The sequence below is a fragment of the Aeromonas sp. R2-1 genome (genome assembly GCF_040908425.1).
In the GTDB taxonomy this organism is placed as follows: Bacteria; Pseudomonadota; Gammaproteobacteria; order Enterobacterales; family Aeromonadaceae; genus Aeromonas; species Aeromonas caviae.
Genome location: NZ_JBFODR010000007.1, coordinates 195,287 through 217,850, shown reverse-complemented (window position 1 = coordinate 217,850; position 22,564 = coordinate 195,287). Strand labels below are relative to the sequence as shown.

Genomic DNA, 22,564 nt, shown 5'->3' with positions numbered 1-22,564 from the left:
GATCCGTGGGCCAGCACCACTCCTTCTCCAGTGTTACAGAAGGTCCGTTCTTTAAGACGGCGCCAGTATCTGGCCTGGCAGTGACAAATTTATGGAATTTATATGACACTTTGATGACATGGGCCGAGAGTGGCCCGGATGAAATAAGGGCTGCGATGCAGCCCTTCTATCGTTGCTAACACATTGACACAAAATATTATTTCACCAGCACCATACGGGCGGGAATGAGAAAGCTGAAGCGGCTGCCCGCACCGACCCGGCTCTCGATATCGAGATGGGCATCGTGATGACTCAGGGCATGCTTGACGATGGCAAGGCCGAGCCCGGACCCTCCGGTGTGGCGCGAGCGGGCCTTGTCGACCCGATAGAACCGCTCGGTGAGCCGCGCCAGATGCTCGGGAGGGATCCCCTCCCCCTCATCCTGCACCGCAAACAGCGCCATGCTCCCCTGCTTGCGCCACTCCACAGTGATCTTGCGCCCCGCCGGGGTGTAGTGGATGGCGTTGTAGACCAGGTTGGAGACGGCGCTGCGCAGTTGATCCTGATCCCCGCGCACCAGCAGATTGGGCTGAACCATGAAGACGATCTCGTGGGCCCGCTCGCCGGAGAGCGCCCGCGCTTCCTGCTCCAGCAGCCCCAACATGGCGGGCATGTCCACCAGATGGGAGAGATCCACGGTGGGCGCCGCCTCGATGCGCGACAGGGTGAGCAGCTGGTTGACCAGATTGTCCATGCGGATCGTCTGCTCCATCATCACCTTGTGCGCCTTGGCCCACATGGCGGGGGGCGGCGGCTCCTCGGTCATCTCCAGATAGCCCTTGAGCACGGTGAGGGGGGTGCGCAGCTCGTGAGAGACGTTGGAGACGAAGTGCTTGCGCGTCTTCTCCAGGCTGCGCAGCCGGGTGACGTCCCGCACCACCAGCATGGCCTGGTCCTCCGCATAGGGCATGATGCGAAATTCGAGGAACTTCTCCTCGTTGATGGGGGAGTGCATCTCGAACGGCTCGTCATACTGCCCCTTGCCCAGATAGGCGACGAAGGCGGGGTGACGGATCAGGTTGCCGATGTGCTGGCCGGCATCCTCGGGCCAGCGAAAGCCGAGCAGTTGCTCCGCCAGCCGGTTGCACCAGAGGATGCTGCCGTCGGTGCGAAACACCACGGCCGCATCGGGCAGCGCCTCCGCCCCTTCCCGAAAGCGGCGGATGAGGCCCGCCAGCTCCCGGCGCCGGGCCCGGTGACGCTGCTGCAACTTGTAGATGCCGTTGAAGATGTGCTCCCAACTGCCGCTGCCGTGGGGCGGCACCAGGCTGCGATCGTGCCACAGCCAGTCCGACAGCCGCTTCTGGAAGCGGTAGTGCCAGACCAGGTGCACCAGAGTGGCCACCAGCAGGCAGAGAACGAGATGATCGATTAACCAACCTACCAAGACGAAGGGGCTGTAGAAGAACGCCATTCGCCACAACTGTCGCCGCCAGGCGTAAGGTTGCAACATTAAGATCTCCTAGAGACAGCAAAGAGCCGGGTCCAATGCCCGCCGGCAGGGGCTGGCGGCACTGGCCCTGACCTAGAGACGGGTCGAGAAGCGGTAGCCGGCCCCGCGCACCGTCTGGATCAATCTGTCGTGCCCCGTCTCTTCGATGGCCTTGCGCAGGCGGCGAATGTGCACGTCCACGGTTCTGTCCTCGACATACACGTTGGTACCCCAGACGTTGTTGAGCAACTGCTCGCGGCTGTAGACCCGCTCGGGGTGGGTCATGAAGAAGTGCAGCAGCTTGAATTCGGTCGGCCCCATGTCGAGGGCCTTCTCCTCGGCACTGACCCGGTGGGAAACAGGATCCAGCTTGAGCCCCTGCACCTCGATCACCTCGTCCACCGAGGTGGGAGAGACGCGGCGCATCACGGCGTGCAGGCGGGCGGTGAGCTCCTTGGGGGAGAAGGGTTTGGTGATGTAGTCGTCGGCACCGGCCTCGAGCCCGCGCACCTTGTCCTCTTCCTCGCCCCGGGCGGTCAGCATCACCACCGGGATCTGGCGAGTCATCTCATCCTGCTTGAGCTGCTTGAGGAACTGGATACCGCTGCCACCTGGCATCATCCAGTCCAGCACGATGAGTTCGGGGTAGGGTTCGCGCACCTTTGCCAGTCCATCGGCGTAATCTTCTGCTTCTACTGTTTCATATCCCTTCTGCTCAAGCACGAAGCAGAGCATTTCGCGGATCGGTGCCTCGTCCTCGACCACCAGAATTCGCTTAGCCATATCCCTTCTCTCTCCTCTGTGAAGATGGGTGCGCCAATTATTAGAACTTTCTGTGACACTTTTATGACTTTATGACGGGCGGGATGATAAACGTTTTCAGATTCAGTTGGCAGCAGCGAGTTGCAGCAGGTCCCAGCGATTGCCACTGATGTCCTCGAACACCACCACGGTACCGTAAGGTTCGAGGCGCGGCTGTTCACAAAAATGAACGCCATAGGCCTGCATCCGCTCGTAATCGCCCCAGAAGTCGTCTGTCTCGAGGAACAGGAAAACCCGACCGCCCCCCTGGCGACCGATGGCGGCGCGCTGCTCCTCGTTGGCCGCGCGAGCCAGCAGCAGGGCGGAGCCGGGAGCCCCCTTGGGAGCGACCCGCACCCAGCGTTTGCCCGGTTTGCCGGGCTCGTCGAGGGGGGTGTCTTCCAATAGCTCGAAGCCCATTCCCCGGGTGAAGAAGGCGATGGCCTCGTCGTAATCCGCCACCAGCAGCGTCAGGGCGCCAATGTGTTGTGCCATGGCATCTCTCCTCGGATAAATGATGGGGCGCATGATAGCCCCGCCCGGCCATGGGCTCCAGCGCCGGATCAGTCGGGCGCCACCTCCACCCGGTTGCGACCATTCTGCTTGGCCTGATAGAGCGCCTCGTCGGCCCGCTTGAGGGCCTGCTCCAGGCTATCCTTGCGCCGCTCGGCCACCCCGAAGGAGGCGGTGATCCTGAGCCCCAGCGGCCAGTGCCTGTACCCCTCCAGCGCCCCTCTCAGCCGCTCCGCCAGGGCGGCGGCCCGTCCCTCGTCGTAATGGAGGCAGACCAGCACGAACTCCTCCCCGCCCCAGCGCACCAGTCGGCACAGGCTGTCGCAATGGCGCAGCAGCTCGCTCACCATGTGCTTGAGCACCTCGTCCCCCACCGGGTGGCCGTGACCGTCGTTGACCCCCTTGAAGTGATCGATGTCGATATAGATGAAGGAGAGCGGCATCTCGCCGAGCTCCCCGAGCAGCTTTTCGCCGCCGAGCCGATTGAGGGCCCCGGTCAGGGGATCGTAACGGGCCTCCTCCTCGGTACGCCGGTTCTGCTCGCACAGGCTCGCACTCAGGGCTTCAGCCGCGAGGCGCGCCTCCCTGGCCTTGCGCAGCCGATCACCGAACATCAGATTCTGGACCAGGAAGAGCAGCACGCCGTAGACAAGCCACCCCAGCAGCAGATAGCGATAGAAGTCCCCCGGCTTGCACCAGCGGCCATAGAACTCCAGCCGCTCGAGCCGCAACCGGTACTCCCCCGGCAACATCTTGTCATCGGAGGCGATCTCGATGGCGTAGACATGGTGCAGATCCGGCCCCTGCTGGACCAGCGGAATGTCGTACTGCTGCACCCACCAGGAGCTGGGGGCGAAGACGTTCAGGGGGACATCCTGCTCACGACCAAAATCCCTGGCGGTGAAGAGCACTTCGTTGAACTTGTGGGAACTCTCGTCTTCCCGCGTCGAGTAGACGGGATCGTAGTTGCGCAGATAAAGGCGCCAGGCCTGTACCCCCTGCCCTTCTACATCCAGCCTCACCCGCACCCCGGTGAAGCCGGAGAGATCCAGCCCCCGCTCGGGGTCGGTAAGGGTCAAAACCAGCTCGCAGAAAGGATAGGCATATTGGCTTCGCAGGGCGCACTGGATGGCGGGTCTGTCGCCCCCCTGACTCAGGGTGGCGACGGAGGAGCCCTTGTGGGCCCTGTCATCCTGGGCACGCACGGACAAACCGGCCTGGCTCAGGATGTCGAGCCGCCGCTCGGGTCCGAATTCGAATAACACCATGGCCAGCAGGCTCGCCGCCAGCAGGCACCAGAACAACAGCGTCGTCATGCGGGAATAGGAAGGGATCATCGGCATCACACCTGAAAAAGGGCTTTTACCCTACACCTTGAAGCGCCGGACCGCGCTGATCCAGATCCAAGGTTATTACACGCGCCGCACCGGGCGCAGACGGGTGCCGACTAGCCGGCACGGGCCCCATGGGGCGCAAGCGGCATCGGCCAGCAGCCGGGAGAGAGGCGGGGAGCCTCGTCGGTCGTAAGATGGATCATTGCGCACTCCCTGCGATGGAAACATAACGAAAAAACGTCCTTGCCACCGCAGTCTACACAAGCGCTGGACGGCGCGACACCCGTTACCCCTCCTCCCGCAGCGCCCGATAGAGGGTGGTGCGACTGATGCCAAGACGGCGCGCCGCCTCGCTCACGTTGCCGCCGCACTCCGTCAGGGTCTGCTGCACCCGCTGCCGGCTCTGCTCGCGCAGGGTATTCCCTCCCAAAGGTGAGCTCGCTCCCCCCGCCACGGCGGGCAGATGCAGATGGGCAGGTTCAATCCAGCCCTGCCCCTCTGCCAGTACACAGGCCACCTCCAGCGCCTGTTTGAGCTGGCGCACGTTGCCGGGCAGAGGGTGGGCCAGCAACCGCTGCTCCGCCTCCCGGCTCAGTTGCAGTGCCGGGTCCATCTGGGCGAGCAGGTTCAGGATCAGCCCCTGACGCTCGGGCACCGACCAGGCCCGCAGGGGTGCCAGTTGCTGGCGCCAGCCGCAGATGCGGTAGTAGAGATCTTCGCGAAAGGTGCCGGCCGCCACCATGGCCGCCAGATCCCGATGGCTGGCGCTGACCAGCCAGAAGTCCACCGCCTCGGGTCTGTGGCTGCCTACCGGGGTGACAACGCGCTCCTGCAACACCCGCAGCAGCCGGGTCTGGGCCTGGAGCGGCAGCTCGCCAATTTCATCCAGCATCAGGATGCCGCCGTGGGCGGCGCGCAGATAGCCTTGGCTGCCCTGGCTGCGGGCACCGCTGAAGGCCCCCCCCACATAGCCGAACAGCTCGGCCTCCACCAGCTCCGCCGGCAAGGCGCCGCAGTTGACGCACACCAGAGGCCGCTCCCGACGGCTCGATCTGGCGTGCAGGGTGCGCACCAGGTGCTCCTTGCCGCTGCCGGTCTCCCCCTCGATGAGCAATGAGATGCCCCGCTCCAGCATCTTGAGTGGCACCTGCTGCGCCTGCGATCCCCCCTCCTCAACCGCGCTCGGCAGGGGGAGCCTGGCGGCGCGCTCCCCCGCCTCCGGCACCAGCCGCAGGCCGCGGCGCTCGCGCAGCAACTGCTGACCGTCGAAGGGGTGCTGGCCGAGCCAGAGCCGACCGGCCCGGTTGGCCCCGAGCAGCTCGCCCCCCTCCCCCAGCAGCAGGCGGGCAGACCAGAGGCTCTGGGGATCGAGATCCACCAGCCAGCCCGGCTGGCGGGCCAGCAGGGCGTTTTCCAGGGTCATGGCCAGGAGACGCACCGTGCCCAGCATGTCGCCGCTGTGGTGGGCCGCATCGGTGGAGATGTCGAGCACGCCGAGCAGTTGCCCGTCCGGCCCGAGCAGGGGACAGGCGCTGCAACTGAGAAAGCTGTGCTGGGCGAAGAAGTGCTGCGCCCCCAGCACCTGCACCTCGCTCTGCTCGGCCAGCGCGGTGCCGATGGCGTTGGTGCCCTTGCTCGCCTCCCCCCAGCGGGCGCCGCTGCGCAAAAAAATGCGCTCGGCATGGCGGGCAAACCGGTCGTCTCCGCTCACCGCGAGGATGGCCCCCTCGCCGTCACACAACAGCAGACGACAGGGTCTGCCCGCCAGCAACTGGCCAAAGAGCGGCAGCACGAAGCGCTGGAAGCAGGCGATGAGCGTCCTGTGCTGCTCCTGGCGAGCCGACAGCTCCCCCTGGGGCAGCAAATCCAGCTCGGCGCTCTGCTGGCGGCTCAGCCCCTGATGCAGGCAGCGCTCCCAGGAGCGCTGGATTGGGCTGGCACCGGATTGAGGCAACTCGCTCATCACACCTCCTTCTACACACTCGCGAATAGGGCCGCCTTGGGGGAGCGCCTTCATCACGTCTCCTGTTCACAAACGGCACAGTGTCACACCCGATGTTCAGAAACGGCACAGTTCGGGGGCCGTCCTGGGGGGCACTGGTTAACCAAGATACCCCTTGGCACCCCGTTTGATAACGTTTTTGCAACCTTTTTGTGTAGAGCGCCACCCGCTGGCACGCCCCTTGCGATGACAGGAAGCAACCGGACTGCCCGCCAGGCCGGTCAGGACCACACACACATAAGGATGATGAGATGATTTATACCGCTCCCGGTCAGGCAGGTGCCCTGGTCAGCTTCAAATCCCGTTATGACAACTTCATCGGTGGCGATTGGGTGGCGCCGCGCGCCGGCCGCTATTTCGAGAACATCTCGCCGGTGGATGGCCGGGTGTTCTGCGAGGTGGCCCGCTCCGACGCCGCCGACATCGAGCTCGCCCTGGACGCGGCCCACAAGGCGTTCGCCAGCTGGAGCAAGACCAGCGTCACCGAGCGCAGCAATCTGCTGCTGCGCATCGCCGATCGCATCGAACAGAACATCGAGCGGCTTGCCGTCGCCGAGACCTGGGAGAACGGCAAGGCGGTGCGCGAGACCCTGGCCGCCGACCTGCCCCTGGTGGTGGATCACTTCCGCTACTTCGCCGGCTGCATCCGCGCCCAGGAGGGCTCCGCCGCCGAGCTGGACCAGAATACCGTCAGCTACCACTTCAAGGAGCCCATCGGGGTGGTCGGCCAGATCATCCCGTGGAACTTCCCCCTGCTGATGGCCGCCTGGAAGCTGGCCCCGGTACTGGCGGCCGGCTGTTGCAGCGTGCTCAAGCCCGCCGAGCAGACCCCGGTCACCATCATGCTGATGATGGATCTCATCAAGGACATCCTGCCCCCTGGCGTAGTCAACGTGGTCAACGGCTTCGGCGCCGAGGCGGGCCAGGCGCTCGCCACCAGCAACCGGATCCAGAAGCTCGCCTTCACCGGTTCAACTGAAGTGGGCGCCCATATCCTGCGCTGCGCCGCCGACAAGCTGATCCCCTCCACCGTGGAGCTCGGTGGCAAGTCCCCCAACATCTACTTCGCCGACGTGATGCAGCACGAGAGCAGCTACATCGACAAGGCGGTGGAAGGGATGCTGATGACCTTCTTCAACCAGGGCGAGGTGTGCACCTGCCCCTCCCGCGCCCTGGTGCAGGCCAACATCTATGACGACTTCATGGACCGGGTGCTGGCCCGCGCCCGCACCATAGTGCAGGGCAACCCCCTCGACACCACGACCCAGGTGGGGGCCCAGGCGTCCCGCGAGCAGTTCGACAAGATCCTGAGCTACATGGAGATCGGCCGCGGCGAAGGGGCCAAGATGCTGCTGGGCGGCGGCCCGGCCAAGGTGAGCGGGCTGGAGGGGGGCTTCTACATCCAGCCCACCATCTTCTCGGGCCAGAACAAGATGCGGGTGTTCCAGGAGGAGATCTTCGGGCCGGCGCTCGGGGTCACCACCTTCAAGGACGAGGCGGATGCGCTGGCCATTGCCAACGACACCCAGTACGGGCTGGGGGCCGGCCTGTGGACCCGGGACAGCAACCTGGCCTGGCGCATGGGGCGCGGCATCCAGGCCGGCCGGGTCTGGGTCAACTGCTACCACGCCTACCCGGCCCATGCGGCCTTTGGCGGCTACAAGAAGTCGGGGATCGGTCGCGAGACCCACAAGATGATGCTGGACCACTACCAGAACACCAAGAACCTGCTGGTGAGCCACGACATCAACCCCCTCGGCTTCTTCTAAGCCCATCCCCTGATCCACAAGGGCGCCTGCGGGCGCCCTTTTTCATGCGGTTCAGGCCACGGGTTGGCCCAGTTGCTGGCGATAGCGCTGGGGGGCGCAGCCCTGTTCCCGCTGGAACATGGCGATGAAGGCCGAGGTGGAGGCGTAACCGAGGCGCCAGGCGATCTCCTGCACCGGCATCTCGCCCCGCAGCCAGTCCAGCGCCTTCACCAGCCGCAGCCGGGTGCGCCACTGGCCCAGGCTCATGCCAAGCTCCTTCTGGCAGCGCCGCGCCAGGGTGCGCTCCGTGGTGTGCAGCGCCCTGGCCCACTCCACCAGCGTGCGGTTGTCCTCCGGCGCCGCCTGCAATGCCGCCAGCAAGGGTGCCAGCAGGCGATCCCGGCTCTGGGGCAGGTAGCTCGGCTGGCAACGGGTGCGGGCCAGCTTCTCGATGAAGAGCTCACCCTGACGGGCATCCCACTCATCCTCCATGTGGCCGACCCGGCGCTGGGTGAAGTCCTCCAGCAGGGCCCGCAGCAAGGGGGTGAGCGCCAGCAGCTGGGGTTCCCGTGGCAGGCGCGGTGCCAGGGCGTGGCTCACGTAGATGGAGGTGTAATCCAGGGTCTGCTCGTTGAAGGCGGTGTGGGGCAGGTCCGCCGGCACCCAGATGAGGTAGTCCGGAGGCGCCACCAGCCGCTCTCCCCCCACCTCCACCACCATGACCCCCAGGCTGATGAGGCTGAGCTGACCCCAGGGGTGGGCGTGCTCGGCGCAGGCGTTGCCCCCCTGGATCTGGCTGTAGCGAAAGTAGAGGGGGTTGGGGTCGGCCAGCAGGCGATCCTGCTCGGCCAGGGTGAGGGTGCCCATGCAGATTGTCCCAAAGCGGTTATGACATGTCTTATTTACGCTACTTACCTCGTTCAAGACAAGGCTAGACTCTCCCCATCGTACCAAGGAGTGCCTATGCCTTTTCTCTTCCCCCTGCTCGCCATCCTGATCTGGGCCGCCAATACCGTGGTCTCCAAGGCCGCCGCCGGCGTGCTGGATCCCGCCGCCATCTCCTTCTATCGCTGGGTGATCGCCGCCCTCGCGCTCTCCCCCTTCTGTCTGCCGCAGCTCTGGCGCCGCCGGGCCGACATCCGCCCCTGGCTCGGCAAGCTGCTGGTGCTCTCCCTGCTCGGCATGGTGCTCTACCAGTGCCTCGCCTACTACGCCGCCCACAGCACCTCGGCCACCAACATGGGGGTCATCGGCTCCCTGCTGCCCCTGCTCACCCTGCTCATCGGGGCCTGCTGCTTTGGCCAGAAGCCGGGCAAGCAGGCGCTGCTCGGCATGAGCCTCTCCCTGTTCGGGGTGCTCTGGCTGCTGGGTCAGGGCAATCCCCTGGCACTGCTGCACAGCGGCATCAACCCCGGCGACGGCATGATGCTGCTGGGGGCGGCCAGCTATGCCCTCTATGGCCTGCTGATCCGCCGCTGGCAACTGCCGTTCGGCCCCTGGCTCAACCTCTACCTGCAGATCCTGCTGGCAGTGCTGCTGCTCATCCCGGTGGCCCTCTCTGCCGACTCCCTGGCCATTCCCGCCCAGGGCTGGAGCATGGTGCTGTTCGCCGGCCTCGCCTCCTCCATCTTCGCCGCCTACTGCTGGATGCGCGGCCTCGCCACCCTGGGGGCGGAGCGCACTTCGGTCTTCATGAACCTGATGCCCCTGTGCACGGCCCTCATCGCTGTCATCACCCTGGGGGAACCCATCCACGGCTATCACCTGCTGGGGGGCGGCCTCATCCTGACCGGGGTCATGCTCTCCCAGCTCAAGCCGAGGGTACGCCGTCCTCTGCCGGAAGGGGCTTGAGCCGGCCAGCACCATGAAAGAAGGGAGCCTCGGCTCCCTTTGTCATTTTCTCGCCCAGGTGGTGCCCTCAACGGAGCGAGCAGGCCAACCCGGGGCGGGCTGAGTGCGAGCCGCTCATGCGTTCACCCCCTTCATCCCCTCTGCGGTATAGCGCTCCCCCGCCACCGGCAGGGTCCGGATGGCCTGTCCCAGGGCCCCGAGTTCTGCTGGGGAGAGGCGCACCGAGAGGGCGCCGAGGTTATCCGCCAGGTGGGTCAGGCGCCGGGTGCCGGGGATGGGCACTATCCCCTCCCATTGCGCCAGCAGCCAGGCCAGGGCTATCTGCGCCGCCGAGCATCCCTTCTGCTGCGCCAGGGCCATGACCGCCTGCACCAGGGTGCGGTTGGTGGCGAGGTTCTCCCCCTGAAACCGCGGCAGACCGGCCCGAAAATCCCCTTCCTCGAACACCGCCTCCTGCTGGTAACGCCCGGTCAGAAACCCGCGCCCCAGGGGGGAGTAGGCCACCAGACCAATCCCCAGCTCCCGGCAGGCGGGCAGCACCGCCGCCTCCACCTCCCTCGTCCAGAGGGAGTATTCGGTCTGCACCGCCGCCACCGGGTGCACGGCATGGGCGCGCCTCAGGGTGGCCTCGCTCACCTCGCACAGACCGATGCGGGCTATCTTGCCCTCCTGCACCAGCTGCGCCAGCCCGGCCATGGTCTCCTCGACGGGATGGGCCGGATCGAGGCGGTGCACATAGTAGAGATCGATCTGCTCGATGCCGAGGCGGCGCAGGGAGCCCTCGCAGCTCTGGCGCGCATAGCGGGCACTGTTGTCGAGGGTACGCCTGTACTCCCCGTGCTGGCGCACGATGCCAAACTTGGTGGCGACCTTCACCTGCCCCCGCCGGGCCGCGAGAAAACGCCCGATCAGCGCCTCGTTGTGGTGGGGGCCGTACATGTCGGCGGTGTCGAGCAGGTCGATGCCCCGCTCCACCGCCTCCGCCAGCACCCGCAAGGACGTCTCATCGTCCCGCGGCCCGTAGAATTCGCTCATCCCCATGCAGCCCAACCCCAGTGCAGAGACCTGCAGATTGGCTCCCAGTGTTCGTCGTTGCATCGCATTTTCTCCCTGACAAGTTGCAGGGGAGTATGGTCTTCCGAAAATGAATGAGATATAGAGGTAACTGGCAACCTATCTTCCGATTATGGAAAAACCATGCACGATCCCCTGCTCTGGGACGACGCCCGCGTCTTCCTGGCCATCGCCCGCAGCGGCACCCTGAGCGGTGCCGCCCACGCCCTGCGCATGGGGGTGGCCACCGTCTCCCGGCGCCTGGACAGGCTGGAGGCGGCCCTCGGCCTGCCCCTGTTCAGCCGCCACCAGCAGGGCTATCGCCTGACCGACGACGGTGAGGCCCTGCTGGAGCGGGCCGAGGCGCTGGAACATGCGGGGCTGGCCTTTGGCGAGGCGGGACAGCAGCAGGGGCAGGTGGCCGGCACAGTGCGCCTCGCCACCGCCGAGAACCTGGCCAATCCCCTCATCATCCCCTCCCTGCCGACGCTCTTTGCCCAGCACCCCGAGCTGAGGGTGGAGCTGGTCACCGGGGTGCAGACGGTGAACCTGCACCGGCGCGATGCCGATCTCGCGGTGCGCATGGTCAAGCCCGATGCCGGCCACCTCACCCTGCGGCGCCTGGGCACCCTGGGCTTTGGCCTCTACGGGACCGGCGCCTACCTGGATGCCCGCAGCCCCGGGGTGGATGCCGCCAGCTTCGATCAGGATGACTTCATCGGCTGGAACGAAACCCAGAGCCACCTGCCCGCCGCCAGATGGATGACCCGCATGCTGCGCGGCCGCCCCTGCCGGGTGGAGACCGGCACCCTGGCGGCCCAGCTCGCCGCCGCCCAGGCCGGCCTCGGGCTCGCGGTACTGCCCCACTACCTCGCCCGCCAGACGGATCTGGTCTGCCTGCTGCCGGAGCTCGGGGTGGATCAGCCCATCTGGCTGGTGCTCCACAGCGATCTCGCCCACTCCCGGCGGGTGAGAGCCGTGGCGGATCACCTCATCGCCCTGTTCGAGCGCGCCCGCACCGCCCTGCACCCCTTCTCGGGCGACCCCAGATAGAGGGGCCGGGTCGCATCGGGGCGAAACAAAAGGGAGCTCAAAGGCTCCCTTTTATCTGCGCGGCCTGCGCAGCATGGTGTGCGCGGCCTCTTCGGCGTTGTGCCTGCGGCGGGGTCACGACTCCCGGCGCCAGTGGTAGCGCCGCTCCGGGCGGCCACGCTGGCCGTAGTTGAGCTCCACGTCCAGCCGATCTTCTGACTCCAGAAACTCCAGATAGCGGCGGGCCGTAGTGCGACTCAGGGAGAGGCGCAGGGCCACGGTGTCGGTGGAGAAGGTGTTGTCCGGCTCCCCCGCCAGCAGGTCCAGCACCTGGCGCAGGGTGATGGCGTCGATCCCCTTGGGGGTTTCCCGCGCCTCCCGCCCCTGGTTGCGCGCCTTGCCCATCAGGCGGTCCAGATCGCTCTGGGCCAACTCCCCCGGCTCGCACAGGCGGCGATGGAGGACCAGGATCTCCTCCAGGCTCTGCTGGATGCGAAACAGCCGCAGCGGCTTGATGACGTAATCCTGGACTCCCAGGTTGAGGGCCTGCTGTATGGTCTCCACGTCGCAGGAGGCGGTCACCATCATCACCATCACCTCCCGGTTGTGGCTGCGCAGCCGGCTCACCCACTCCAGGCCCGAGCCATCGGGCAGGGAGATGTCGACCATCAGCAAGCGGGGCTCGCTCCCCGCCATCAGGCGATCCGCCTCGGCCAGGGTGCCGGCCCGCCCCATCAGGGAGAACCCGGCCGTGGAGGAGACCAGCTCCCCCAACATGGCGCCTATCCGCTCGTCATCCTCGATAATCAGCGTGAAGATTGGCTTCATGACTTACACCAATTGGTTTTTATTCAAATAGATACCGAACAGGGTCGTCTGCTCGGCGGTGCGGCGCCATTCTATCACGCCCCCCCGCCTGGCCACCGTCTTCTTGACCAGGAAGAGGCCGACCCCGTGATCCCCGGTCTGGCGGCTGACACCGTAGTCGAACAGGTGATCCGCCAGCGCCTCGTCCACCCCCTCGCCACTGTCCTCCACCTCGATCACCAGCCGCCGCCCCAGATCATCGAGGGAGAGCAGCACCCTGGGCGCGGCGTGCTCGCGGTTCCCCCAGGCGGCGCGAATGCCGTTGTCCAGCAGGTTGCCGATGCAGGTGATGAGATCCGCCGACACCTCGGCCGGATACTCCCCGAGGGCCGACCCCGCATCCAGCACCAGCTCCACCCCCAGCTCCCGCGCCCGGCTGAACTTGCCGAGGATAAGCCCGGCCACCGGCTTGTTCTCGATGACCCGCAGTAGATCCTGCAACATGTTCTGGCAGGCTTCGTTCTCCTGCTGGATGAGGTCTACCGCCTGATCCACGTGGCCGAGCTGGAGCAGGCCGGAGAGGCTGCTGAGCTTGTTGGCGAATTCATGGGTCTGGATGCGCAGCATCTCGCCGTACTGGCGCAGGTGGGTCACCTGCATGCCCAGGCTGCCGGTGCCGTCTGGCCGGCTGAAGATGAGCATGCGCCCCGGCTCGCGACCGCTGAGCTCCTGCCAGTGGCCGACGAAGTCATCCCCCTGCACGGTGAACCTGACCGCCCCCCCTTGCTGCAACGTGGGCACGAGGCCGGGGGCCAGCTCCGCCAGGGAGCGGCCCAGCAGGGCGTGGCGCCCGGTGCCGGGCAGTCGCAACTGATAGAAGGCGGCGCTGTTGAGCATGGTGATCCTGTGCTGGTTGTCCAGGGCCACTATCCCCTCCGAGATCCCCTCCAGCACCAGATCCTGCTGGGCGAAGCGATTGGCGATGGTCTCCGGCTCCAGATCCAGCAGGGTGCGGCGCAGCAGGTGCTGCACCCAGAGCGCCAGCAGCAGGCCGCACCCCAGCACCGCCGCGATGGCGCCGACCAGCAGGGCGATCCGCTCCTGATAGGTGCCCTCCACGGTGCGCATCAGATAACCCACCGCCACCGCGCCGATGGCCTGGCCATCGGGCCCCACCACGGGAGCGAAGCAGCGGATGGCGGGGCCCAGGGTGCCCACGTCCCGGGAGCAGTAGCTCTCGCGCGACTGGAGTGCAGGCCAGATGTCCTCCCCCCGGAAGGTCTGGCCCACCAGCTCGGGGGAGGGGTGGCTCAGGCGCCTGGCATGTTCGTCGGTCACCACCATGTAGGCGGCGTCGGTGCGGCTGCAGATCCCCTGCACATAATCCCGCAGCCCGGGATCGCTCCCCTTCTCCAGGGCCCGGACCACCCGGCTGTCCGCCGCCAGCACCCGGGCCAGATCGCTCCCCTTCTCCTTCAGGTTGTTCTCCAGCAGGTGGCGCATGAAGAGGGCGAGCAGACAGCCCAGGATCAGGATCAGCAGCAGTGACAAGCCAAGCGAGAGGGTGACTAGCTGGTGGCGCAGTTTCATCGTTCAACCTTGCAGCGGACAGGAAAGCCCAGGGTGAGGGTGTCCCCCGGCCGGGTCAATGGCCAGCCTGGCGCACCTCAAAGGTGGCCACTCTAGCGCCTCCCCCGGCCGTTGTCGGTTAGCTGGCCCGCAAAGCCATATAAAAACTTAAACACCACGGCCCGGGCAAAAAACCTGAACGTGAGCTATATCACACTATTTACTTAGCCTGCGAAATAAATATAATGCTTCGCAAGCTAAGTAATTGAGGTGCCCGTCATGAAAAAGGATCTGGAGATGTTGCGAGAACTCTCCCTCGCCGAGCAGCTGGGGCGACTGCACCGGCTCTGGCGCACCGTGGCCGATCTCGAGCTGGCACCTCTGGGGCTCACCCATCCCCGCTGGACCGCCCTGTGGAAACTCAGCCGCCTCGGCGGCCACCTCAGCCAGAAGACCCTGGCCGAGGCCCTGGAGATAGAGCTCCCCTCCCTGATGCGGACCCTGGGTCAGCTCGAGGAGCAGGGGCTGATCGAGCGCCACTGCTGCAGCCAGGACAAGCGGGCCCGCATCGTCACCCTGACCCCGGCGGGCAAGGCGCTGCTCGATCAGATCGAGGGCCGCATCATCGCCGTGCGCCGGGAACTGCTCACCGGCATCAGCCAGCAGGAGCTGGCCCAGTTTGAAGACATTGTGCACCGCATCTCCGCCAACGCCCTCGGCAAGATAGCCGCACAGCATGAAGAGAGAGAATAAGATGACACCGGATCAACAATTCAAGCGCTGGATAAAGTGGGCCATCGCCTGCTTCGTCCTGGTGTTTGGCTACTTTCTGCTGGCCGACATCAAGATGCCCCTGACCCCCCAGGCCATGGCAACCCGGGTCGTCACCCGGATGGCCCCCCAGGTCAGCGGCAAGGTGGTCGAGGTCGCCGTCGCCAACAACCAGCACGTCAAGCAGGGGGATCTGCTGTTCGCCCTCGACCCGGAACCCTTCCAGCTCGCCGTGGATCAGGCCAGGCTCGCCCTGGATCAGGCCAGGCAGCAGAACCGCCAGCTGGACGCGACCCTGACCGCCTATGAGGCGGAGTACAGCTCGCTGCGCACCCAGGCCGACCAGAAGCAGCGGGAAGCGGCGCGCATCGACGCCCTCTACCGCCGTCACATGGTCTCTGAACAGCAGAAAGATGACGCCGACAGCGCCGCCCGCACCGCCCGTGCCAACCTGCTCGGCAGCCAGGCCCGGGTAGAGCAGGCCCGCGTCAACCGCGGCTTGCCAGGGGAAGACAACCTGCTGCTGCGCCAGGCCCGCAACCGCCTCGCCCAGGCCGAGCTCAACCTCGCCTACAGCCGGGTTCATGCGAGCCAGGACGGCATCATCACCAACCTGCAGCTCAAGCCTGGCAGCGTGGCCAATGCGGGCTCCCCCCTGCTGGCCCTGGTCTCCGAGCAGGTGGACGTGATCGCCGATTTTCGCGAGAAGAGCCTGCGCCACGTCAGCGCCGGCAGTCAGGCCCTCGTCGCCTTCGACGGCGAGCCCGGTCGTCTCTATCCGGCTCGCGTCGCCAGCCTGGATGCCGGGGTCAGTGCCGGCCAGTTTGACGCCAACGGCCAGCTTGCGAACCCCGTCGAGTCCGATCGCTGGGTGCGCGATGCCCAGCGCCTGCGCCTGCACCTGACCCTGGAGCAACTGCCCGCCCACCTGCCGGCCGGGGCCCGCGCCACGGTGCAGTTGCTGCCGGACAACACCCTGACCGGGCTGCTGGCCCGCGGCCAGATCCGTCTGCTCAGCCTGCTGCACTACATCTATTGAGATGACGACCATGAACCTGTGGCACAGACCCCTCACCCCCAACGAACTGCGCCAGTGTCTGCGCATCGCCTTTGGCTGTACCCTGGGGTTTGTGCTGTGCAAGATCTTCGGCTGGAGCAACGGGGTCTTCTTCACCGTCACCCCGGTGCTGCTGCTCGGCCTGGTGCCGGTGATGAACGGTCACGCCGCCCGCCAGCTCATCGCCTCCGCCGCCATGTGCGGTCTGGAAGTGGGGCTGCTCGGCGGCCTGTTTGGCGGCCACCCGGGGCTCATGACTCCCCTGGTCTTTTTGCTCTTCCTCTACCGTTTCGCCGCCATGTCCCGGGGCAGCCTGTTCCTGTTCGGTGCCAACGGGGTGCTCAGCCTCAGCATCATGCTGCACTTTGCCAGCTACCCCGGGATTGATCTGAACGACCTCATCTTCAGCAATCTCTGGGCCAGCGTCCTGTCGGTGCTCATCGCCTATCTGATGACGGCCCTCATTCCGGACGTGGAGGAGCGCCCCAGGCCGGCCCCCTCCCCCAAGGCGCCGCACCGGATGCGCCACGAAGCCCTGCTGGGGGCGTCCATCGCGACCCTCTCGTTCCTGGTGTTCCAGATCTTCGATCTGCGCGACTCCATGTCTGCCCAGGCCACCACCCTGCTGCTGCTCTTCCCCATGCACTGGAACGGCGCCCTGGACTATGCCCGCAAGCGGGCCATGGGCACCCTGCTGGGGGTGAGTTTCGGCATCCTGGGGCAGCTGGTGCTCTATGACTGGTCCGGCTTGCTGCTGCTGGTGACCCCGGTGCTCTGGCTCGGCGCCATGCTGTTCAGCTATGCCCATGTGAAGGAGGCAAGCGGCTCCGGAGTCGGCTTCGGTGCCCTCACCACCCTCGGCATCCTGTTCGGCCAGTACCTGACCCCGGGCAACGACCTGGTGTTCAGCGCCCTCTATCGGGTGAGCAGCATCCTCTTTGCCATCGTGGTCACCCTGCTCGCCTGCTACCTCATCCACCGGCTGCTCAATCGCTTCGAGGCGACACGGTTCGGCCACTGACCCTTTTCTGCAGCCATTGGATGGCTCCCTTTCGCCCCGCTTGCCTGCCGGGGCGTTTTTTTGCCTGCCCCACGGACCAGAGGGAGACGGACGCATCCCGACGCAGGGCTCCTGCCACGAGGTTGCAGTTGTGCCTCATCCTGTTAGGCTCAAGGCCATATGACACCGTTGTGAGGATCAAACATGAAACACGCCAAGCTCTTTCTACTGGGGGCGGGCGCCATCACCCTGCTCGGCGGCTGCGATCTGGGCAGCGGCAAGCTGGGAGTGACCGGCGGCGATCCCGTCACCTATCTGTGTGAACAGAACCAGAAAGTGCAGGTTCGCTACTTCTCCCTCTCGGACGAGAGCCTGAACTTCGTCAAGCTCTCCCTCCCCGATGGCAAGGATTACACCCTGCCCCAGGCGGTTTCCGCCTCCGGCGCCCGCTATACCGACGATCACGAGGTGGTCTGGTGGAACAAGGGCAAGGAGGGGTTCATCGAGATGCGTGATGACGCCGGGGAGTGGCAGAGCCGCTACAACGACTGCAAGGAGCAGTGATCCGCGCCGTCATGGCACACAGCCCACACGAAACACCCCGGCCTGGCCGGGGTGTTTGTCATTTCACTTCCACTTCAAATCGGGCCACAACCCGAGCCGGAATGGCTTGCTGATTCTGCTCCGATGGCCGGTAGCGCAGCTGCGCCAGCCCGGAGATGGCGATGAGATCCAGCACGCCGGGAGGCTGGGACTCCAGTACCTCTGGGCTGAACAGCGTGCCATTGGAATCGATGAGGTAGCGAAGGGTCACATACCCCTTGACCGGCCTCTTCGCCGGCAGCCCCCCGACCGGGTTAAAAGTGATGGCATCCCCCACCAACACCCAGTATTCGGGCAGCGTTTCCCAGGTGACATCCACCGGAGGCCGATTCAGCTTGGCGGTGGTGGCACAGCCCCCGAGCAGGGCCAGGGCGGCCCACAGCAACAACCCTTTCACACGCACTGACATTCCCTCTTCGTTGTATCGCTCGACTCCATGAGCGACGCGCCAGTGTCAGGCAAAGGGGCTCATCCGGGAAGCCCCCATCTGGCAGGCAAAAAAAGCCAACCCCGGAGGGTTGGCCTTGTGATCTCTCACGGCTCAGGCGCGCTTGTCGCTTACCACCAGCCAGAGGGCATGGACCATGCCGGGCAGACCGCCCAGCAGGGTCAGCACTATGTTGATGAGGAAATGGAGGCTGAAGCCCACCTGGATAAAGGCGCAGACCGGGGGGAGAAAGATGGCCAGCAGGATCTTGAGCAGATTGTTCATCGGGATTCCTCGTGTAAACAGCGCTTGGGGTTGGCCTAACCATAAACACCCAAGGCCTCAACTGCAAACCAGACAGGGGATCCGCTCTCCTCCTTTCCGCCAGGCGTTGAGGTCGTGAACCATCTGGTTGCTGCTGCCGCGCCAGAGCAGACCGGGATCCACCAGGGCCTTCTCGAACCTGCCATCCACCAGCACGTCCAGCAAGGCCACCAGCTCCCGCTGGGCCGGGCTGAGATCGGCCAGCAGATAGCCGGTCCAGCACCAGATGTCCTTGCCGGGGCACTCGGCCCGCACCCGCTTCACCAGCGCCTGCACATGCGGCACGTTGGCGGGGTGGAGCGGATCGCCGCCGGAGAGCGACAGTCCGCGCCGCTTGATGCGGCTGTCGTTGAGATCGTGAATGATGCGATCGCTCATCGCCTCATCGAACGGCTTGCCCCCATCGAGCCGCCAGGTGCTCTGGTTGTAGCAGCCGGGGCACTGGTGCTCGCAACCCGACACGAACAGGGTGGCGCGGGTGCCTGGGCCGTTGATCACATCGACCGGGTAGTACTGGTGGTAGTGCATTCGAGTTCTCTGGGTTAACGGCCAACCCCCTCCCAACCTCCCCCTTCGAAAGGGGGAGGAGCTTCTTTGCCCCCCTGCCAAGGGGAGGGCTGGGGTGGGGTCTGCTCGCTTACATATGCTTGACGCGGCGTTTGACCTCTTCCTGCTTGCCCGCGTTGAAGGGGCGCGCATCCGGGCTGCCGAGATAGCCGCACACCCGGCGGGTCACCGACACCTTGGCGGGGTCATGGTTGCCGCAGCGCGGGCAGGTGAAGCCCTTGGAGGTGCACTCGAACTCGCCGGTGAAGCCGCAGTCGTAGCACTCGTCGATGGGGGTGTTGGTGCCGTAGTAGGGCACCTTGTCATAGCTGTAGTCCCAGACGTTCTCCAACGCCTCCAGGTTGTGCTGGATGTTGGGGTACTCGCCGTAGCAGATGAAGCCGCCGCTGGCGATGGGCGGATAGGGCGCCTCGAAGTCCAGCTTGTCGTAGGGGTTCACCTGCTTCTCCACGTCCAGGTGGAAGCTGTTGGTGTAGTAGCCCTTGTCGGTCACCCCGGCCACCACGCCAAACTCCTTGGCGTCGATGCGGCAGAAACGGGTGCAGAGGTTCTCGCTCGGGGTGGAGTAGAGGCTGAAGCCGTAGCCGGTCTCCTCCTTCCACTCGTCGGTGGCCGCCTTGAGCCGCGCGATGATGGCGATGGCCTTCTGGCGCAGGGTCTCGCTGTCGAACAGGTGGACGTCGGTGCCATAGAGGGCGTTGATGGTCTCGTGTACCCCGATGTAACCCAGCGAAATGGAGGCGCGGCCATGTTTGAAGATCTCGCTGATGTTGTCATCGGCCTTGAGGCGCACCCCGCAGGCCCCCTCCATGTAGAGGATGGGGGCGACCCGGGCCTTGACCCCGTCGAGGCGCTTGATGCGGTACATGAGCGCTGTCTTGGCCACCCGCAGGGCGGCGTCCAGCTTGTCCCAGAAGTCCGCTTCATCGCGGGATTTCAGGGCAATGCGCGGCAGGTTGAGGCTCACGACCCCCAAGTTGTTGCGCCCTTCGTGGACCAGCTCGCCATTCTCTTCGTAGGCACCGAGGAAGGAGCGGCACCCCATGGGGGTCTTGAAGGAGCCGGTCACCTTGACCACCTGGTCGTGGTTGAGGATGTCCGGGTACATCCGCTTGGAGGCGCACTCCAGCGCCAGCTGCTTGATGTCGTAGTTGGGATCCCCCTGCTTGTGGTTCAGGCCATCCTTGATGGCGAACACCAGTTTCGGGAAGACGGCGGTCTTCCTGTTCTTGCCAAGGCCGGCGATGCGGTTGCCAAGGATGGCGCGCTGGATGAGGCGCGATTCCCAACTGTCCCCCAGGCCAAAGCCGAAGGTGACGAAGGGCGTCTGACCGTTGGCGGTGTGCAGGGTATTGACCTCGTATTCGAGGGACTGGAAGGCGTCGTGGCACTCCTTCTCGGTGCGGGCCATGGCATAGGCATCCACGTCCCTGATCCCCCACTCCTCGGCCACCTCCCGATGCTTGTGCCAGCTGATGGTCACATAGGGTGCCAGCACCTCGTCGATGCGGTTGATGGTGGTGCCGCCATAGATATGGCTCGCCACCTGGGCGATGATCTGGGCGGTCACCGCGGTGGCGGTGCTGATGGATTTTGGGGTGTCTATCTCCGCGTTGCCCATCTTGAAGCCGTGGGTCAGCATCCCCTGCAGATCGATCAGCATGCAGTTGAACATGGGGAAGAAGGGGGAGTAGTCGAGATCGTGGAAGTGCAGGTCGCCGCTCTCGTGGGCCTGCACCACGTCACGGGGCAGCATGTGACTGATGGCGTAATGCTTGGCGACAATGCCCGCCAGCAGGTCACGCTGGGTCGGGATCACCTTGGAGTCCTTGTTGGCGTTCTCGTTGAGCAGGGCCGCGTTGGTCTGCTCCACCAGGCCGCGGATCTCCTGGGCCAGACGACCCCGGGCCTCTCGGGCCTGATCCCGGTCGTGACGGTATTCGATGTAGGCACGGGCGATGGCCTTGTCGTCGGAGGCCATCAGGTGGTTCTCGACCCGGTTCTGGATCTCGTGGATGTCTACCTCCCCTCGTCCCTCCAGCTCCTGGCTGACAGCGGCGGCAATGCGCTCTGCCAGCGCCGGACTGGCCTGATTGACCGCTGCCGCCGCCCGGCTGACCGCATCGCGGATCAGTTGGCCATTGAATGGTGCACGACATCCATCGCGTTTGATCACTACCGGTTTCATCGATTTTCCCCGTATTGAAAGACCTGGTGGCCACCCTCGGCTCACCCTCGTTGAGTCCCCTTCTCCACGCCCGTCCCCGGCGCAAACAAGGTCCGCCAAGGCTTGAAACACCTGGGCTGACACTGAGAGGGCGACCACTTATGCACAGCTTTATGACACTATATATGGGTGTTTTTTTTATGCTTACCCCTATATGTGGGGTCTATTAGGCACCAAAGCGGTACCCTGTTTCTTGATCCAGAACAGGTTTTGGAAGGAGTGGGGCAGTTCACGACCAGCGCCAAAAGGCGCTCTTTTTGCTCACCCCAGACGGGATGCGGGCTCCCGCCCGGCAAGGGATAAAAAGAGAGGGGCACGCTTTCCGACAACAATTGACCGAGGCGCCAGAGAGCGGGAGAGCACATACTGGGGAACAGTCTCTCCCTTGCGGAAAACACACGTGACCAAGGTCTTGCTCCTGCTCTCCCTCCTCCCCCTCCCGCTGCTGGCCGCTGATATCCTGGTGATCAGCAGCTATCACCAGAGCAACCAGTGGGATCAGAGCTACAGTGCCGGCCTCGAGCAGCACCTCAAGCAGGCGCATCACCTCGGCTATCTCTATCTGGACACCAAGCGCCAGCCCGGCCAGACCCGTGACGAACTGCTCGCCAAGGGAATGGCCGCCTACCGGACGCACCAGCCGGCGCTGGTGATCCTGGGGGATGACAACGCCATCAACGCCCTCGCCCGACCCATCGCCGCCCGGGGAACGCCCGTGGTGTTTCTCGGGATGAACGAGAATCCGCGCCCCAAGGGTCTGGTCGGCCACCCCCTGATCACCGGCGTACTGGAACGCCCCCTGCTCAAGCGCAGCATCAGCGAGATGAGTCAGTTGATGGGAGGACTGGAGCGCGCCCTGGTGCTGTTTGACGAAAGCGAGGTGTCCCGCACCGCCGTCGCCCACGAGTTCAAGGGGCGAGGCGAGCTGACGATAGGCCAGACCCGGATCAGCAGCCGCCAGTTCACCGACTACGGACGCTGGCAGGAGGCAGTGCTCGCCAGCCGGGAAAATGGCTATCAGGCGCTCTTCCTCGGCCTCTACCACACTCTCACCGACGCGCAGGGCCAGCATGTGAGCGAGCAACAGGTGCTGGCATGGACCAGCGCCAACAGCCCGGTGCCACTGTTCTGCTTCTGGGCCTTTGCGGTGGGCAGGGGAGCCGCCATCGGCGGCCTGGTGCTCGACGGCCACAGTCAGGGAGAAAGAGCCGCCGAACTGGCCAATGCCATCCTCTCGGGCACGGCGCCCGGCGCCCTCTCCCCCCGCGCCGCATCCCGCGGGGAATATCTGTTCAGCAAGAGCGAACTGGCACGCTGGCACCTGACGGCTCCCGATGCCTGGCAGGACAAGGTGAGTTACGTCGAGTGAGCCCACCAACGACAAACCCGGCCAATGGGCCGGGTTTG

The 22,564-nt window shown here is 65.3% G+C and carries 21 protein-coding genes; 8 read left to right on the top strand and 13 right to left on the bottom strand.

Annotated features, from left to right (window positions below; genetic code table 11):
* Positions 1–196 precede the first annotated feature (196 nt).
* The 5 genes from phoR to AB5Y80_RS01305 all read right to left on the bottom strand — a co-directional run bounded on the left by phoR (position 197) and on the right by AB5Y80_RS01305 (position 6,082).
* The gene (phoR, locus tag AB5Y80_RS01325) at positions 197–1,492 is read right to left on the bottom strand and encodes a phosphate regulon sensor histidine kinase PhoR (RefSeq protein WP_368172433.1); all 1,296 of its coding nucleotides are present in this window, start codon (positions 1,490–1,492) and stop codon (positions 197–199) included.
* A 72-nt stretch (positions 1,493–1,564) separates the two neighbouring features.
* Positions 1,565–2,254, bottom strand: coding sequence for a phosphate regulon transcriptional regulator PhoB (gene phoB, locus AB5Y80_RS01320; RefSeq protein ID WP_010673471.1), 690 nt, complete (start codon positions 2,252–2,254; stop codon positions 1,565–1,567).
* A 102-nt stretch (positions 2,255–2,356) separates the two neighbouring features.
* Positions 2,357–2,767: a VOC family protein gene (locus AB5Y80_RS01315; protein WP_010673470.1), complete on the bottom strand. Its 411-nt coding sequence runs from the start codon at positions 2,765–2,767 to the stop codon at positions 2,357–2,359.
* 68 nt (positions 2,768–2,835) lie between these two features.
* Positions 2,836–4,122, bottom strand: a complete 1,287-nt coding sequence (locus AB5Y80_RS01310; RefSeq protein WP_368172432.1) for a diguanylate cyclase — start codon at positions 4,120–4,122, stop codon at positions 2,836–2,838.
* 283 nt (positions 4,123–4,405) lie between these two features.
* A complete protein-coding gene (locus tag AB5Y80_RS01305; RefSeq protein ID WP_368172431.1) occupies positions 4,406–6,082 on the bottom strand; it encodes a sigma-54-dependent Fis family transcriptional regulator in 1,677 nt (558 codons plus the stop codon).
* Between the two features lie 290 nt (positions 6,083–6,372).
* Between AB5Y80_RS01305 and AB5Y80_RS01300 the strand changes: the two genes are divergently transcribed.
* Entirely contained in the window at positions 6,373–7,890 is a 1,518-nt protein-coding gene (locus tag AB5Y80_RS01300) for an aldehyde dehydrogenase family protein (protein WP_368172430.1), read from the top strand.
* A gap of 51 nt (positions 7,891–7,941) precedes the next feature.
* On the opposite strand, the gene AB5Y80_RS01295 is transcribed toward AB5Y80_RS01300, so the two are convergent.
* Positions 7,942–8,736: a helix-turn-helix transcriptional regulator gene (locus tag AB5Y80_RS01295; protein WP_010673466.1), complete on the bottom strand. Its 795-nt coding sequence runs from the start codon at positions 8,734–8,736 to the stop codon at positions 7,942–7,944.
* Between the two features lie 96 nt (positions 8,737–8,832).
* Here AB5Y80_RS01295 and AB5Y80_RS01290 point away from each other — a divergent pair, with 96 nt between their 5' ends.
* The gene (locus tag AB5Y80_RS01290; protein WP_010673465.1) at positions 8,833–9,720 is read left to right on the top strand and encodes a DMT family transporter; all 888 of its coding nucleotides are present in this window, start codon (positions 8,833–8,835) and stop codon (positions 9,718–9,720) included.
* A 114-nt stretch (positions 9,721–9,834) separates the two neighbouring features.
* On the opposite strand, the gene AB5Y80_RS01285 is transcribed toward AB5Y80_RS01290, so the two are convergent.
* The gene (locus AB5Y80_RS01285; RefSeq protein WP_323880570.1) at positions 9,835–10,818 is read right to left on the bottom strand and encodes an aldo/keto reductase; all 984 of its coding nucleotides are present in this window, start codon (positions 10,816–10,818) and stop codon (positions 9,835–9,837) included.
* 99 nt (positions 10,819–10,917) lie between these two features.
* On the opposite strand from AB5Y80_RS01285, the gene AB5Y80_RS01280 reads away from it, so the two are divergent.
* Positions 10,918–11,826: a LysR family transcriptional regulator gene (locus AB5Y80_RS01280; RefSeq protein WP_041214711.1), complete on the top strand. Its 909-nt coding sequence runs from the start codon at positions 10,918–10,920 to the stop codon at positions 11,824–11,826.
* Between the two features lie 114 nt (positions 11,827–11,940).
* Here the strand turns inward: AB5Y80_RS01280 and AB5Y80_RS01275 are convergent, their stop codons facing one another.
* Together AB5Y80_RS01275 and AB5Y80_RS01270 are read right to left on the bottom strand one after the other, a co-directional pair.
* Positions 11,941–12,633, bottom strand: a complete 693-nt coding sequence (locus tag AB5Y80_RS01275; RefSeq protein ID WP_039039279.1) for a response regulator — start codon at positions 12,631–12,633, stop codon at positions 11,941–11,943.
* Positions 12,634–12,636: 3 nt separating this feature from the next.
* Positions 12,637–14,202: a sensor histidine kinase gene (locus AB5Y80_RS01270; RefSeq protein ID WP_010673460.1), complete on the bottom strand. Its 1,566-nt coding sequence runs from the start codon at positions 14,200–14,202 to the stop codon at positions 12,637–12,639.
* A gap of 258 nt (positions 14,203–14,460) precedes the next feature.
* Here AB5Y80_RS01270 and slyA point away from each other — a divergent pair, with 258 nt between their 5' ends.
* The 4 genes from slyA to AB5Y80_RS01250 all read left to right on the top strand — a co-directional run bounded on the left by slyA (position 14,461) and on the right by AB5Y80_RS01250 (position 17,573).
* Positions 14,461–14,934: a transcriptional regulator SlyA gene (gene slyA, locus AB5Y80_RS01265; protein WP_010673459.1), complete on the top strand. Its 474-nt coding sequence runs from the start codon at positions 14,461–14,463 to the stop codon at positions 14,932–14,934.
* Between the two features lies 1 nt (position 14,935).
* Entirely contained in the window at positions 14,936–15,991 is a 1,056-nt protein-coding gene (locus AB5Y80_RS01260; protein ID WP_103260631.1) for an HlyD family secretion protein, read from the top strand.
* A gap of 10 nt (positions 15,992–16,001) precedes the next feature.
* Positions 16,002–17,030, top strand: a complete 1,029-nt coding sequence (locus tag AB5Y80_RS01255; RefSeq protein ID WP_010673457.1) for a DUF2955 domain-containing protein — start codon at positions 16,002–16,004, stop codon at positions 17,028–17,030.
* Positions 17,031–17,213: 183 nt separating this feature from the next.
* A complete protein-coding gene (locus tag AB5Y80_RS01250) occupies positions 17,214–17,573 on the top strand; it encodes an MliC family protein (protein WP_368172429.1) in 360 nt (119 codons plus the stop codon).
* A 58-nt stretch (positions 17,574–17,631) separates the two neighbouring features.
* Here the strand turns inward: AB5Y80_RS01250 and AB5Y80_RS01245 are convergent, their stop codons facing one another.
* The 4 genes from AB5Y80_RS01245 to nrdD form a co-directional block, all read right to left on the bottom strand.
* On the bottom strand, positions 17,632–18,021 hold the full coding sequence (locus tag AB5Y80_RS01245; RefSeq protein WP_202608052.1) for an energy transducer TonB: 390 nt from the start codon (positions 18,019–18,021) through the stop codon (positions 17,632–17,634).
* Between the two features lie 132 nt (positions 18,022–18,153).
* Positions 18,154–18,324, bottom strand: a complete 171-nt coding sequence (locus tag AB5Y80_RS01240) for a YqaE/Pmp3 family membrane protein (RefSeq protein ID WP_010673454.1) — start codon at positions 18,322–18,324, stop codon at positions 18,154–18,156.
* 57 nt (positions 18,325–18,381) lie between these two features.
* Positions 18,382–18,891: an anaerobic ribonucleoside-triphosphate reductase-activating protein gene (nrdG, locus tag AB5Y80_RS01235; protein ID WP_368172428.1), complete on the bottom strand. Its 510-nt coding sequence runs from the start codon at positions 18,889–18,891 to the stop codon at positions 18,382–18,384.
* Positions 18,892–19,000: 109 nt separating this feature from the next.
* Positions 19,001–21,118 (bottom strand): anaerobic ribonucleoside-triphosphate reductase, encoded by a 2,118-nt coding sequence (nrdD, locus tag AB5Y80_RS01230; RefSeq protein WP_042864245.1) that lies wholly within the window; start codon positions 21,116–21,118, stop codon positions 19,001–19,003.
* 439 nt (positions 21,119–21,557) lie between these two features.
* Between nrdD and AB5Y80_RS01225 the strand changes: the two genes are divergently transcribed.
* Positions 21,558–22,526 carry an ABC transporter substrate-binding protein gene (locus tag AB5Y80_RS01225; RefSeq protein ID WP_368172427.1) on the top strand — a complete coding sequence of 323 codons (969 nt, stop codon included), beginning with the start codon at positions 21,558–21,560 and terminating at the stop codon, positions 22,524–22,526.
* Positions 22,527–22,564: the final 38 nt, after the last annotated feature.